This window comes from Arthrobacter sp. NPDC056691, assembly GCF_042791415.1.
Lineage (GTDB): Bacteria > Actinomycetota > Actinomycetes > Actinomycetales > Micrococcaceae > Arthrobacter.
On the sequence record NZ_JBHTXX010000003.1, the window covers coordinates 286,922 to 300,535 of the forward strand.

Annotated in this window: 16 protein-coding genes; 7 read left to right on the plus strand and 9 right to left on the minus strand. The window is 69.2% G+C overall.

The genetic code is table 11. From position 1 onward, the window contains the following. Positions 1–21 precede the first annotated feature (21 nt). The 5 genes from ACFRAU_RS04870 to ACFRAU_RS04890 form a co-directional block, all read right to left on the minus strand. Complete coding sequence (locus tag ACFRAU_RS04870) at positions 22–570, minus strand: hypothetical protein (RefSeq protein WP_377999047.1); 549 nt, start codon at positions 568–570, stop codon at positions 22–24. Positions 571–695: 125 nt separating this feature from the next. Then, a complete protein-coding gene (locus tag ACFRAU_RS04875; protein ID WP_377999048.1) occupies positions 696–1,907 on the minus strand; it encodes an MFS transporter in 1,212 nt (403 codons plus the stop codon). A gap of 30 nt (positions 1,908–1,937) precedes the next feature. Further along, entirely contained in the window at positions 1,938–2,924 is a 987-nt protein-coding gene (locus tag ACFRAU_RS04880) for an aldo/keto reductase (protein WP_377999049.1), read from the minus strand. Positions 2,925–3,002: 78 nt separating this feature from the next. Next, positions 3,003–3,410: a cupin domain-containing protein gene (locus ACFRAU_RS04885; RefSeq protein ID WP_377999050.1), complete on the minus strand. Its 408-nt coding sequence runs from the start codon at positions 3,408–3,410 to the stop codon at positions 3,003–3,005. After that, the gene (locus tag ACFRAU_RS04890) at positions 3,407–4,342 is read right to left on the minus strand and encodes a helix-turn-helix transcriptional regulator (protein WP_377999051.1); all 936 of its coding nucleotides are present in this window, start codon (positions 4,340–4,342) and stop codon (positions 3,407–3,409) included. Before ACFRAU_RS04890 ends, ACFRAU_RS04885 begins: the two co-directional genes overlap by 4 nt. Before the next feature lie 132 nt (positions 4,343–4,474). On the opposite strand from ACFRAU_RS04890, the gene ACFRAU_RS04895 reads away from it, so the two are divergent. Beyond that, a complete protein-coding gene (locus tag ACFRAU_RS04895) occupies positions 4,475–4,804 on the plus strand; it encodes a carboxymuconolactone decarboxylase family protein (RefSeq protein WP_377999052.1) in 330 nt (109 codons plus the stop codon). Positions 4,805–4,954: 150 nt separating this feature from the next. Here the strand turns inward: ACFRAU_RS04895 and ACFRAU_RS04900 are convergent, their stop codons facing one another. From ACFRAU_RS04900 to ACFRAU_RS04915, 4 genes are all read right to left on the minus strand, one after another. Further along, a complete protein-coding gene (locus ACFRAU_RS04900; RefSeq protein ID WP_377999053.1) occupies positions 4,955–6,796 on the minus strand; it encodes a glycoside hydrolase family 15 protein in 1,842 nt (613 codons plus the stop codon). Positions 6,797–6,825: 29 nt separating this feature from the next. Beyond that, positions 6,826–7,302: a hypothetical protein gene (locus ACFRAU_RS04905; RefSeq protein ID WP_377999054.1), complete on the minus strand. Its 477-nt coding sequence runs from the start codon at positions 7,300–7,302 to the stop codon at positions 6,826–6,828. Positions 7,303–7,512: 210 nt separating this feature from the next. Continuing rightward, a complete protein-coding gene (locus ACFRAU_RS04910) occupies positions 7,513–8,802 on the minus strand; it encodes a flavin-containing monooxygenase (protein ID WP_377999055.1) in 1,290 nt (429 codons plus the stop codon). Positions 8,803–8,804: 2 nt separating this feature from the next. After that, entirely contained in the window at positions 8,805–9,191 is a 387-nt protein-coding gene (locus ACFRAU_RS04915; protein WP_377997081.1) for a TfoX/Sxy family protein, read from the minus strand. Between the two features lie 243 nt (positions 9,192–9,434). Here ACFRAU_RS04915 and ACFRAU_RS04920 point away from each other — a divergent pair, with 243 nt between their 5' ends. The 6 genes from ACFRAU_RS04920 to ACFRAU_RS04945 all read left to right on the plus strand — a co-directional run bounded on the left by ACFRAU_RS04920 (position 9,435) and on the right by ACFRAU_RS04945 (position 13,580). Then, positions 9,435–9,902 (plus strand): hypothetical protein, encoded by a 468-nt coding sequence (locus ACFRAU_RS04920; RefSeq protein WP_377999056.1) that lies wholly within the window; start codon positions 9,435–9,437, stop codon positions 9,900–9,902. Continuing rightward, entirely contained in the window at positions 9,899–11,125 is a 1,227-nt protein-coding gene (locus tag ACFRAU_RS04925) for an Nramp family divalent metal transporter (protein WP_377999057.1), read from the plus strand. The genes ACFRAU_RS04920 and ACFRAU_RS04925 overlap by 4 nt, the downstream gene beginning before the upstream one ends. Continuing rightward, complete coding sequence (locus ACFRAU_RS04930; protein ID WP_377999058.1) at positions 11,122–11,553, plus strand: hypothetical protein; 432 nt, start codon at positions 11,122–11,124, stop codon at positions 11,551–11,553. The genes ACFRAU_RS04925 and ACFRAU_RS04930 overlap by 4 nt, the downstream gene beginning before the upstream one ends. Next, positions 11,540–11,887: a PRC-barrel domain-containing protein gene (locus ACFRAU_RS04935; protein ID WP_377999059.1), complete on the plus strand. Its 348-nt coding sequence runs from the start codon at positions 11,540–11,542 to the stop codon at positions 11,885–11,887. Before ACFRAU_RS04930 ends, ACFRAU_RS04935 begins: the two co-directional genes overlap by 14 nt. A 237-nt stretch (positions 11,888–12,124) precedes the next feature. Further along, entirely contained in the window at positions 12,125–12,328 is a 204-nt protein-coding gene (locus tag ACFRAU_RS04940) for a cold-shock protein (RefSeq protein ID WP_003806113.1), read from the plus strand. A gap of 256 nt (positions 12,329–12,584) precedes the next feature. Next, the gene (locus ACFRAU_RS04945; protein ID WP_377999060.1) at positions 12,585–13,580 is read left to right on the plus strand and encodes a patatin-like phospholipase family protein; all 996 of its coding nucleotides are present in this window, start codon (positions 12,585–12,587) and stop codon (positions 13,578–13,580) included. The last annotated feature ends 34 nt before the right edge of the window (positions 13,581–13,614 follow it).

Genomic DNA, 13,614 nt, shown 5'->3' on the forward strand with positions numbered 1-13,614 from the left:
CCGGGCCGGGAAACTCCGGGCTCAGCCGCGGCCGTCCGGCACACTGCCCCGGCGGAGCAGGTACCCCGTGGCGGCATAGCCCGCCGCGATCACCAGGACACTGCCCAGCCAGCCGAGAGCCAGGACGGCCAGCGTGAACCCGTCCCTGTCCTCGTACGGCGCGAGCGACTGGCCGGCCACGATCACCCGTCCGTCGGAGGGCCTCGCGATGATCGCCAGCCGCAGCCCGGGCTCCGGCTGCCAGGTCACGGCGTCGTACCCAGTTCTCCTGGCCGCCTCCAGCACCCCGGCAGGAATCAGCGGCAGTTCCTTGTGCAGGGTGGCTGTCCCTGATTCCGGCCTGTCGTCGGCGCCGTACACCAGGATGAACACGCCGCTGTCCGGGGTCAGTTCCAGCCGGGGTCCGGCGCTCGCGGTCCCCGTGCCGATCAGTTGGACCTGCGCAGCGGCGGCGGCCGCCGGAGCGTCATTGGCTGACCGGCGTTCCACCTGCTGAAGCACAAGGTAGACGCTGCCGAACAGTGCCGTGACGACTACCGCCGCCGTCAGCCACCCGATGATCCTGCCCATCGCCGCCTCCCAGGGGACACTGCCACTGTGGGACCGGCAGCTTGGGAAAAGACTGGACTGACGGCCGACGGCGGCAGCCGCCGGCCGCCGTCGGGCCCACCTTACAGACGCCGACGGCGGTACCCTCACCGAACGCCGTCGGGGTTCCGGGCGGCGAAAAGTGTGGCGAGCCAGACGAGGCCGGCGAGGACGGCGTAGCCGGCGGTGATGACAGGGAGGCTGAGGACGCGGCTGGCCTGGCCGGCGATGAGACTGGGGACAGCGGACCCGGTGTAGGAAATGGCGTAGATCACGGCGAGCAGGCCGGCACGCTCGCGGGGGAGCGCCTCGGGCAGGAGCGTGTTCATGCTGCCGGAGGTGGCGAGGCCCATGCCGGTGCCGCCCACGACGCCCGCACCGATGTACAGGCCGAGAATTCCGGCCATGCTGGCAAAGGCAAGGCCGAGCCCCGCGGCGGCCACCAGCGTCATTCCGATGCGCTGCGCGGCCGCGGGGCTGAAGCGTCCCGCAATGAACCCGCCCAGGAAACTCGGCGCCATGTAGGAGGCGAACACGGCGGCCGCGACCAGTGGACTGTGCGAGCCGAGGTTGTCGGCGGCGATGGAGGGGCCGAACGAGGTGAAGTAGCCGCCGAACGCCCAGGTGGCCACGAAGATGCCCGACGCGAGGGGCAGGAAGGGGCGGGACGCCATCGGGACGGCGAGCCGCGGGATCAGCGAGGACCACGCGCCGGGGGTCCGGGCAACCGTCTCGGGACGGGTGGCGAGAGCTGCCGCGCAGCCCAGCAGGAGCGCGGCGAACACGCAGAAGGTGAGCTCGCGCGGGGCGGGTGCGAACTCGACGAGCAGTCCGGAGAGGAAGACGCCGAGGGTGAGGCCGACGGTTGCGGCGGCAGTGGTCACCGCCGCGACAAGCCACCGCGGTCGCCGGGGAGCGGTGTCCACAATGTAGGCGCCGATGGCGCTGGAGGCGAGGTCGGCGGCAAGGCCCTGGAGGGCCCGGCCGAGCAGGAGGGGGAGGAAGCTGTGGACCCACAGCAGGGTGAGGCAGCCGGCGACGGCGAGCAGCAGCGCGGCAATCGCGACGGGGCGGCGCCCGTGGTGGTTGGAAAGCCGGCCGAGGACGATCAGGGCGAACACGGCGCAGACAAAGTACGTGACGGCCACCAGCGAGAACTGGTCGTTGGTCAGGCCGTCGGCGCTCCGGTAGGTGTCGTAGAGGGGGATCGCTGCGGCGCCGGCGGCGAACACGGAGACGAACGAGACGGTGGCCGCGACGAAACCGCGCCCCTCGGCGGGGGCGGCGGTTCGGCCGGGGCGGGGGTGTGTTTGCGTCATGTGCTTTCTTAGGTGCCGTCGGGCCTTCCGTCAGCGGTTGACGTATCCCAGGTGCTGGCTGTTGTAGCGTTCGCCCTGCACGCCGATCCGCCGCGCGAGGGCGTCCAGGTCGGCGACCTCGTCGGCGGAGAGTGCCACGGCGGTGGCGCCGGCGTTTTCCTCGATCCTGGCGGTGCTGCGGGTGCCGGGAATGGGCACGATCCACGGCTGCTGTGCGAGCAGCCACGCCAGCGCGATCTGCGCGGGGGTGGTGCCCTTGCTGCCCGCGAGGGCGGCGACGTGCTCCACGAGCGCGGCGTTCGCGGTCCGGTTTTCCTCGGTGAAGCGGGGGATGGTGGCGCGGACGTCGCCCTCGGCGAAGGTGGTGGCCGTGCTGACCGTGCCGGTAAGGAAGCCCTTGCCGAGCGGGCTGAACGGCACGAACCCGATGCCCAGCTCGGCGAGCGTCGGAAGCACCTCCGCCTCGGGGTCGCGGGTCCAGAGAGAATACTCGCTTTGGAGGGCCGTCACCGGCTGCACGGCGTGGGCGCGGCGGATGGTCTGGGCGGACGCCTCCGACAGCCCGAAGTGCCGGACCTTGCCTTCCGCGATCAGCTCACCGACGGTGCCGGCGACGTCCTCGATGGGAACGTCCGGGTCGACGCGGTGCTGGTAGAACAGGTCGATGACGTCGGTGCGCAGGCGCTTCAGCGAGGCGTCGGCGACGCGGCGGATCTGCTCGGGCCGGCTGTCCAGGCCCACGCTCTTTCCGTCCTCGATGCGCCAGCCGAACTTCGTGGCGATCTGCACCTGGCCCCGGATCGGCTCGAGGGCCTCACCCACCAGCTCCTCGTTGACGTACGGGCCATACACCTCGGCGGTGTCGAAGAAGGTCACCCCGAGGTCGAACGCGGAGCGGATCACCGCGATCATGTCCCCGCGGCTGCCGGGGTTGGGCCCATAGCTCTGTGACATGCCCATGCAGCCCAGCCCGATAGCCGAGACGGTCAGGCCTTGTCCGAGGGTTCGTGTGTGCATCGTTCGGTCTCCGTTGCGGTCGGTGGTCTGTGGTTGGTCTTGAGCGAGAGTCCCGGGCGAGGGGGCGCGGGCGAGGGGTCAGGACTGGGTGCCGTTGTACTCGTCGTCGGTGATGTGCTCGAGCCAGGTGGTGGTCGTGGCGGGGTCGTCACCGTTCTCGAGCATGGCGATGTGTTCCATGAAGCAACCCGGTGCGGCGGCGTGCCAGTGCTCTTCGCCGGGCGGGGTGTACAGGGTCTGGCCGGGGTGGACCTCGATGATCCTGCCGTCGCGGCCACCGAACCGGGCCACGCCCTGGGTGACGCGGAGGTACTGCCCGCGGGCGTGGGAGTGCCAGGCGGTGCGCGCGCCGGGAGCGAACCGGACGGTGGCCACGATCATGCGCTGATCACTTTCGTGCGGAAGGGCGATCGGATCCAGCCACACATCACCGGCGAACTGCTCGGGCGGGTTCTTGCCGGTGGGCCTGGTGGGTTCGATGTTCATGCGTTCTCCTTGCGGGTGGTGGAAGTCGATTCGGTGGCCGCAACCGACGCGGCGGCGGCGGTGGCCGCCGTCGCCGTCGTTGCTGTCGCCGTCGTTGTCGCCGCCCAGCTGGCGAGCAGCCGGAGGCCGTCCTCTGACGGGGTGCCGGGGTCGGCGCTGTAGGCGGTAAGCGTCAGCCCGGGCGCGTTCGGGAGCTCGAGGGCGTCGAACGCCAGGTGGAGATCCCCGACGGCGGGATGGTGGAAGTCCTTGTAGCCCCCGCGGTGGAGGCGGACGTCGCGTTGCGCCCACCGCTTGCGGAAGTCGTCCGAACGGGTGGACAGCTCCCCGATCAGCTCGGTGAGGGACTTGTTGAACGGGTCGCGGCCCGCTTCCGTATGGAGGAGGGCTACGGAGGTGCTGGCTGCCTTCTCCCAGTCCGGGTAGAGGAGATGGGCGCGGGGGTCGAGGAAGGCGAAACGCGCGAGGTTCACGGGTGCGGCGTCCTGGCCGTACACCTCGGAGTACAGGGCACGCCCGAGGCTGTTGATTGCCAGGACGTCCAGCCGGCCGTTGCGGACAAACGCGGGCACGCCGACCATTGAGTCCAGCAGCCTTTGCATGCTGGGGGTCACAGCCTCGCTGGGCCTGCGCCGCGGCCGCGCCGAGGGGGACGCCGCGCGGGCCAGATTGTGCAGGTGGTCCCGTTCGGCCTCGTTCAGCTGCAGCGCCCGGGCGAGCGACTCGAGCACGCTTTCAGAGACGCCGGCGAACGAACCGCGCTCGAGTTTGGTGTAGTACTCCACCGAGACGCCGGCCAGCAGCGCAACCTCTTCGCGGCGCAGCCCGGGGACACGCCGGGTGCCTCCGAATGTGGGCAGGCCAGCCTGCGCCGGGGTGAGCTTCGCGCGCCGGGTGGCGAGGAATTCACGGATCTCGCTGCGGTTGTCCATGCCCACCACGCTACGTCCACCATCCGGGTCTGAGGGAGTCCCTGCCAGTACCCGTATGGGCAGGGACTCCCGCGGGGGCAGGAAAAGGGCGTTGACTTGTTCCCATCGATCCCCGCTGAAAGGACAACAACCATGACCGACCAGACAACCGGCTGGACCGGCGGCCAGCGCGCCTTTGGAGATTTCGCGCCAGGCCTGGTCCACTACACCGACCGCGTCCTCTTCGACGAGGTGTGGGAGCGGCCCGAGCTCTCCAAGCGCGACCGCAGCCTCCTCACCGTCGCCGCACTCCTCGCCGGCGGCAACACGGAGCAGCTGAACTTCCACCTCGACTACGCCAGGAGGAACGGCGCCACCGAACAGGAACTTATCGAGGCCATCACCCATCTCGCCTTCTACGCCGGCTGGCCCAAGGCCATGTCCGCCATGACCGTGGCGAAGAACGTGTTCACCGCGGGTTAGAGCCCGGAGAACTCAACCCGGGGAAATGACGTCCGTTGGCGCTGGGGCTCGGAATTCGAGAGGCTTGGGATGCGGCGGGCTGAACCAATGGCTTGCAGGGTACGGAATCGGCATTGAGTTTTTGTCCAGATAATGGCCGCTCCGAGGGCTTTAGGAGCCAATATCTGGACAAAAACTCCTAGCTTGGTCGGTCGGCTCAACCAGCGAAGCGTCGCGGAGGGCCAACGCTGCCTGGACCAGCGCGGCGTGGGTCATGGCCTGGGGGTAGTTGCCGAGCAGCGTCCCGGTGGCGGGATCGGCTTCCTCGCTGAACAGGCCCAGCGGACCGGCAACCCCAAGCAGCGCCTCGAAGAGTTCCGCAGCCTCGGCCGCCCTTCCCGTCAGCGCGAGGGCCTGAGCCAGCCAGAACGAGCACGGCAGGAAGGCACCCTCGTCCCCGGGCAGCCCGTCCTGGCCCGGCGGGTAGCGGTAGAGGAACGGGTAGCCGGCCGACAGCTCCGCCCGGACGGCATCCACCGTGCCCCGCAGCCGTGCAGAGTCCGGCGACTCGAAGCCCGTCACGGGCAGGATCAGCAGGGCGGAGTCCAGGTCGGCCGATCCGTATGAACGGGTGTACGTATTCCGGGCGGCGTCGAATCCCCGGGTCCTGATGTCCGCCGAGATCTCGCTTCTCGCCGCATCCCACCGGCGCCTCCGCCGGGCGCTGATGCGGTGCGTCTCGGAGATCCATAAGGCCCGGTCCAGCGCGAGCCAGCCCATGATCTTGGAGTGCACGTGGTGCGCGGTGTCGGCGCGGACTTCCCAGATGCCGGCGTCGGGTTCCGGCCAGCGCCGTGCCACGAGATCCGTGAAGCCGCGCATCGCCCGCCAGGTCTCCGAATTGAGCCGGTGCCCCTGCCGGACGAGGTTCCACGCCGCATCAATAACCCAGCCGTAGCCGTCGAGCTGGTGCTGGTGCGCGGCGCCGTTGCCTACCCGCACCGGAGCGCTGCCGGCGTAGCCCGGCCAGTTCTCCAGGGTGCGCTCGCGGGGGACATGCCCTCCGGTCAGCGTCAGGAGGGCCGGCAGCCGCGGGCGCTGCAGCCTGCTGGCGTGCAGGAGCCAGTTCAGGAAGTTCAGCGCCTCGCCGTCCTTGCCCAGCCCGAGGAACGCGGCGATCCCGATGCTGGCGTCCCGCGGCCACGCGTACCTGTAGTCCCAGTTCCGGATGCCGCCCGGATCCTCCGGCAGGGACGTGGTGGGGGCGGCCACCGGAGCGCCCGAGGGGGAATAGGTCAGCAGCTTCAGCGTCAGCAAGCTCCGCAGCACCGGTTCCCGGAACGGCACGTCTTCGCTGATGCCTGACGCCCACTCCCGCCAGCGGGTCTCGTCATTCTTCACGAGGTCCCACGCAGTTTCGGGATCGACCCAGATCAGGGGTTCCGTGTGCGCCAGGGCGAGCACCATCAGAACGGGACGCCCGGGCTCAACGGTGATTGCCGCCGTCGTACCCGGCTCCACCCGCAGCCCGCCGCTGCAGCCAAGCGACATGGCCAGGGCGCCCCATTCGCAGACCACATGCTGTCCCGTCCGGACGCGGGGGCGGAGATGGCGCTCGCCGAGGCGCGGGTCAAAAACGACGGCGGACTCCGCCGGTGCGCCCTCGGCCTCCAGCCGTCGGACAAGGAGAGTTGTGGGCAGCAGGCGGCCCGACACTTCCGCCACCATCGCCTCCGTGAGTGTCAGGGTGCCGCCGCCGTCTGTGGCCCAGACAGTCTCAAGCGTGGCGGTGTGCGGCCGGTACCGGCGGACGAGGCGTTTGGCGGGCAGGGCGGGGCCAATGCGGAAGGTACCCGCGTCCGGGCCGCCGAGCAGGGCACCGAAAACGGGTTCGCCGTCGAAGGCGGGCGCGCAGAGCCAGTCGACGCCGCCGTCGGCCGAGACCAGGGCGGCCGTGCGCGTGTCTCCCAGCAGCCCGTAATCCGCGAGGGCGGGGGAGTTGTCGTGGTTCATGGGTCACCTTCTCTCGGTCCGGGGAGGCATCAACTGACGGTGAGGAGCAGCCCGAGCAGCGAGCCGTAGACCAGATGGGCTGCCACGGCCACCGCCGGCGTCTGGATTCCGTAGTTCAGGCCCAGCAGGCCAGGCGGTTCAAGGGCTGCTCGGCCGGCCGGACCGGCCCGGGTGCTGGCCATCCGGGGATGGATGCCGGGCAGCAGGGGCAGAATGACGGTCAGCGCCACGGCGACGTGCAGGAGCCCCAGCAGCGCGCCGATCCACCACGTGGCCCTGCCCAGCAATGCGAATACCGCCGCGTAGCCGAGCGCGAAGACCTGCCCGGCCGCGAGGTGGATGAAGAAACCGGCGATCCGCGCCTTGTCCGGATCCGGCGTGACGAGACTGCCGAGGACCAGCGGCAGGTCCAGCCGGGTCCAGCCGGCCATCTGGCAGGCGATCATCACCGCGGTCAGGGCTGTGGTGGCGAGCAGCCCGAACAACGCCCAGCCCTGCCAGTCCATCTCACTCGCCTCCCGCTGCATTCTAAAACTAAGTTCTCTAATTTTAGAATGCAGCGTGAACGGCGGGCAAGGCCCAGGCCCTACGCGGGCTCACCGCAGCTCAACCCACCGGCGCCGAGTTTTTGTCCAGATAATGGCCGCTCCGGGGGCTTTAGGAGCCATTATCTGGACAAAAACTCCTAGCCTGGGTTCGACAAGCTCAACCAGCGGCTACCGCGCGGCGAGGTGCGTCGCCACGTACTCCGCGTCCATCCCCACCGCCGCTACCGTGGACGATGCGTGCCTGGTGAGCCACGGCAGCCCCACCGCATAGAGCCCCGGAACCTCGGTGACGCCCCGCTGATGGCGCGGGTAGTTCCACTCGTCGAGGACCGGGATGTCCAGGAAGCCGAAGTCCAGCCCGTAGCCGGTGCTCCAAATGACGGTGCTGATACCCTCGGCCTCAAGATCCAGGCGCGCCCCGGAGGAAGACGGCTGCCAGTCGATGGCCGGCACAGGTTCAGCAGCAGGCGCCCCGATCCCGGCCGCGGCAATGTACGCGTCAAGCATCACCTGCATACGCTGCCCGAACGCCTGCTCCATCAGCGCGATGCGGGCGGCGAGGTCGTCGCTGAAGGTGATGACGCCGTCGTCCGTTCCCTCAAAGTGGCCGTGCAGGCGGACGCCCCGGCGGCCCAGGTCCCGGAGGCGGATGCTGTGCCCGCCGTCGTTGCCGGAGACCAGCGGGTTGCACATGAAGCGGGCGGCGGGCGAGGGGAGCTGCTCCAGCTGCAGGCCGTTGATGCCGTAGTCCGGCCCGTGCAGGTTCACCTCGAGGAGCCAGTAGAACGTGTCCTGTCCGCGGTAGCGCCGCGGTGCCTCGGGGCAGGCCGAGACGGACAGGTGCACTTCCCGGCCGGCGGCCAATAGGTCCTCGGTGATCTGCCCGCCCGACTGCCCGGTCCCCACCACCAGCACCACGCCGGCCGGCAGCTGCTGCGGATTGCGGTACTCATGGCTGTGCAGCTGGGCAATGTGCCGGGGGAGTTTGGCGGCCGACGGCGGAATCCGCGGCCGCTGATAGGCCCCGTTCGCCAGGACCACGTTCCGTGCCAGCCAGCGCCCCTGGTTCGTGTCGACGGCGAACCCGCCGTCCGCCGTCGGCCCGCCACCCGCCCGGGCGGCCCGGGCAACCCGCGTGACCTCGGTCCCCAGCTGCACAGGCGCCCCGATTTTCCGGGCGTAGTCCCGGAACAGTTCGATCACCTCGTCCCGGGGGAGGAAGGCGTCAGGCTCCGGGCCGTCGTACATCATCCCCGGCAGCAGGAACGCGAAGTTCGGCGTATTCAGATAGAACGAGTCCCAGCGGTCCTGCCACGCGCCGCCCAGTTCCGGGCGCTGCTCCAGCAGCAGATGGTCGACGCCGGCCCTGCCCAGCCAGTAGCTCGTGGCCAGGCCGGCCTGCCCCGCCCCGATGACCAGGGTGTCGATGTCACGTGCGGCGGCAGAAGACGGTGGCATGGCTACTTCTTGGCGGCCCTGGGCTTGGGTTCCTTCGCGGCCTTGGGCGGCAGGCTGGCGACATACGCGAACGCTTTCTCCGTCCAGGCCCGCGCCCGCGCATCGTCGCCGTCGCCTTCCTCGTTCCACATCTCCGGCAGGCCCGTGTACCCGCCCATGGGACGCTCGGCGGGGCCGAACGGCACCGTCCGCTCCGAGGACTCGAGCACCTCCCGGTCCCCGTCGGAGAGTTTGATCCCGATGGTCGGCCCGAACAGCCCGGCGAACATGTTGCCGTTGACGAACGCCCCCAGGTTGCCGAACATCGGCTTGATGACCACCTCGGGATGGTCAGGCACCACGGCCCGGAAGTGCTCCTTGTCAGCCTCGGTCGGTTTGGGCATTTCCATCGGTGCACCTCCGGGTAGCAGGGCTCGGGCAGCATGTCATGGGCGCGGCTCAGTGCCGTCCCATGCCGGGCCATGCCGGGATCATACGCCCGGCAGGCGGCCCCGGCCACCGTTTCGGGCACCCGGCAAGTTGCCCACGCGGCGCTCTGCTGTTTCCCGGCGTGCAGTGCTATACATAGCTCAAGGCAACTAAATGCAGTGGCGTTTCGGACGGACCGGGCCTGCCCGGAGGCTGGAGGGAAGGTGCTGACCAGGCCAGCCGGACCGCGGACGGGACGCCGGGCACTCGTTTCAGTTGCCTGCCTCGGAGCACTCCTCACCTCCTGCTCAGCCGGCAGCGCGGTCACGGACACCGTGTCCACCGCCGCCCAGGACAGCTCCTCCGCCATCGCCACCGCCAAGCTCGCCGTCGGCCTCGACTCCGGCGGCCAGCTCACCAGGGCCGCCACCTCCACCTCGCTCGACGACGCGCTCAAGGAAGTGCAGACCAGCCGCGACACCGTCCTGCGGCTCTCGCCCAGCTCGCCCGCGGACCGGCAAGTGCGGGAGGAGGCGCTGAAGGTTCTGGACGGTTCGGCCGCCAGCCTCACCACCGCGCGGAACGCCGTGTCGTCCGACGACGGCGGACCGTCACTTTCCGAGGGCGCCCGGGCGCTCGCCGCGGCTGAGGACGCGCTGGCGCAGCTGACATCGAAGGTGGGCAAGAAATGAAGCGCCTGCTCGGCGTGGCCCTCGGCATCCTGACCGCCATCGGCGGCTTCGTGGACATCGGCGACCTGGTGACCAACGCCGTCGTCGGATCCCGGTTCGGGATGTCGCTCGTGTGGGTGGTGCTGGTGGGCGTCGTCGGCATCTGTGTGTTCGCCAACATGTCCGGGCGGGTGGCTGCCGCCTCCGGCCGGGCCACGTTCGAGGTGATCCGCGAACGGCTGGGGCCGCGGGCCGGGCTGGCGAACCTGTCCGCCTCCTTCCTCATCAACCTGATGACCGTGACGGCGGAAATCGGCGGCATCGCGCTGGCCCTGCAGCTGGCCAGCAGCGTCAACTACCTGCTCTGGATTCCACTGGCCGCGGTGGCCGTGTGGCTGGTGATCTGGCGGGTCAAGTTCTCCATCATGGAAAACGTCACCGGACTCCTGGGCCTGACGCTGATCGTCTTCGCCGTGGCACTGTTCCTGCTCAAGCCGGACTGGGGCAACCTTGCCAGCCAGGCCATCCCCGCCGTCCCGGCCGAGGAGACCGGCGCCACGTACTGGTACTTCGCCATTGCCCTGTTCGGCGCCGCCATGACGCCGTATGAGGTGTTCTTCTTTTCCTCCGGCGCCGTGGAGGAGGGGTGGAAGATCAAGGACCTGATCCAGTCGCGGATCAACGTCCTGATAGGGTTCCCGCTCGGCGGGCTGCTGTCCGTCGCGATCGCCGCGTGCGCCGCCGTCGTGCTCCTTCCCGCCGGGATCGCCGTCACGTCCCTGTCCCAGGTGATCCTCCCGGTGGCGGCGGGCGCCGGAAAACTGGGGCTCGCCGTCGTACTTATCGGCGTGGTGGCGGCGACATTCGGGGCGGCGCTGGAGACGACGCTCTCCAGCGGCTACACGCTGGCGCAGTTCTTCGGCTGGTCCTGGGGCAAGTTCCGCAAGCCCGCGGAAGCCGCCCGTTTCCACCTGTCGATGATGATCTGCCTGCTCGTGGGGCTGGCGGTGCTGGCCACCGGCGTGGATCCCGTGCTGGTCACCGAATACTCCGTGGTGTTCTCCGCCGTGGCGCTGCCGCTGACCTACCTGCCCATCCTGATCGTGGCCAACGACCCCCAGTACATGGCCAAACACGTCAACGGCCGGGGCGTGAATGTGGTGGCGATGATCTACCTCGTGGTGATCCTCGTCGCCTCGCTGGCGGCCATACCGCTGATGATCGTGACAGGAGCCGGCGCATGACAACACCCCGCCCGCTGCCCTCCGTTCCGCCCGTCGCCGGGCAGACCCTGGACGCCCAGCTGCACCTCCTGGACCGCCAGGTCCTGGATTCCGACGGCGTCCCCGTCACCACCGTGGACGACCTCGAACTCGGCGTCCCCGAGGGTGCGCCTGAGCTTCCCCTGGGCGCGGTGATTCCCGAGGGAACGCCGGCGCCGGTGCTCACCGCACTGCTGACCGGTCCGGTCCTGGGGACGCGCATCTTCGGCGGCAGGCCGCCGTCGTCCCGGCTGATCCGGATTCCGTGGACGGACGTGGCCGACGTCGGCGTGGTGGTCCGGCTCGGCGTCAGCGGCCAGGGCCTCGACGCCGACTGGGTGGAGCGCTGGATCCGGGACAAGATCATCGCCCGGATTCCGGGATCGGGGGGCCGCCGTGATCCTCGGTGACCTCCTGGGCACACCGGTGCATAACGACGACGGCGTGCGGCTGGGGCGCGTGGCCGACGCCAGGTTTGTGGTGGACGGCGCCCCGCACCGGCTGATGGCCGATGCCCGCCTGCTGGGCTTGGTGGTCAGCCCGCACAGCTGGTCCTCGTTCCTGGGCTACGAGCGGAATAGCCTCACGCAGCCGTGGCCGCTGCCCAAACTGCTGCGGTGGCGGCACCGCGGATCCTTCTTCGTGATGTGGGAGGACATCGAGGTGCTGGGCGAGCGGTCCGTCCGGTTGCGGCCCGGGTACACGGCCTACAGCCCGGCACTTGACGGGAACGTGCAGGAGTAGGTTCTTCTCCGTTCTTCCGGCCGGGGCGCTGCCTCCGAAAGGTTGTTCCTGCAAGTTTGGCGTTTGCGCTGGTGGATGTCCTGTAGAGTTGATCACGTTGTTGTGTTTGCATTTGGTAGTTCAGGCAGTACGCGCGGTCGAAAGTCCGCGTTCTTCTGAAGTAGCGGTTTTGAACACCCCACACCGGAGGACCCGAAAGTCGGGACTTTTCCTCCACCTTCACGAAGGACATAAATAATGGCTACTGGCACCGTCAAATGGTTTAACGCTGAAAAGGGCTTCGGCTTCATCTCCCCGGACGACTCCTCGCAGGACGTTTTCGCGCACTACTCCGCGATCAACTCCTCCGGCTTCCGCTCCCTCGAAGAGAACCAGAAGGTTTCCTTCGAAACCGAGCAGGGCCCCAAGGGTCCCCAGGCCGTCAACATCCAGGCTATCTAATTTCCTAGATAATCTGGGACCGCAAGGTTTCTGAGCAGGGCCCGTCTCCGGACGGGCCCTGCTTTTTTAACCCGCGGATTGATTGCGCACACGCGCTGTGGCGTGCTAACGTCTTGGCGATCGTGACCCGCTGGCAGGAGGTGAGACCCATGAACGCAGTATCCGCAATGGGTGCTCCCCTGCAGTCCACGATCGCGCGGCTGAGCTAGTCGCCACCGGGAGCGCCTACACAGGCAATTCGCGAAAGGCGACTCCCATGAACACAACACCTTCTTCAACTCTGCATCCCGCCCCGGCAACGGCCTCTGACCGGCCGGGGTCCCATCAGGAACAGCCGCTGGTCGACGCCACCAACCGGATGCGCGCCGCGGGTGAGCGGGCGCTGGTCCTCGGCGGCGGCGGATCGACAGGCAACGCGTGGCTGATCGGCGTCATCGCCGGCCTGTTTGAGGCCGGGCTGGATGTGACCGCGGCCGACCTGATCATCGGCACATCGGCCGGATCCACCGCCGCGGCCCAAATCACCGGCGCGAACCCGGCCGAGCTGTTTGCCGACATCCTCGCCGCAGCGCCCCAGCCACGGACTGGTCCTGCCGGATCCGGCGGGGGACCTGTCCCGGCGCGGCCCGTGACGAACCATCTGGAGCGGACGGGCGCCATCATCGCCGCCGCCGAGGATGCGGCCGACATGCGCCGCAGAATGGGCGCGGCGGCGCTTGAGCTGGATGCTGCGTCGGACGGCTCCGGGCAGACGCGGTGGCGCGCTACCGTCGCCGCACGGCTGCCGAATCAGCTCTGGCCGCAGCGGCGGGTGCTCATCACGGCGGTCGATGCCCATTCCGGTGAGCCGGTGGTGTTCGACCGCCACAGCGGGGTGGACCTGGTGGACGCCGTGGCCGCCAGCTGTTCCAGTGGCTTCGCGTACAGTATCGGCGGCGGCCGGTACATCGACGGCGGCTACCGGTCCAACGCCGACAATGCCGACCTGGCAGCCGGATACGCGCGGGTGCTGGTGCTGTCGCCGTTCGGCGGCAGGTCACGGACTCCGGTGGGCTGGGGGATGCACCTCGCCACACAGGTCGACGAACTGCGCGCACGCGGCAGCAGAGTCGAGACGATCTTCCCGGACAGCGATTCCGAGCACATGTTCGGCGCCAACGCGATGGATCCGTCGCTGCGGCAGCCCGCCGCCCGAGCCGGATACGAGCAAGGCAGAGCCCTCGCCGAGCGGCTGACCGATTTCTGGCGGTGACGCCTACGGGTCATATCGAGCCCGCTGGTTGCGC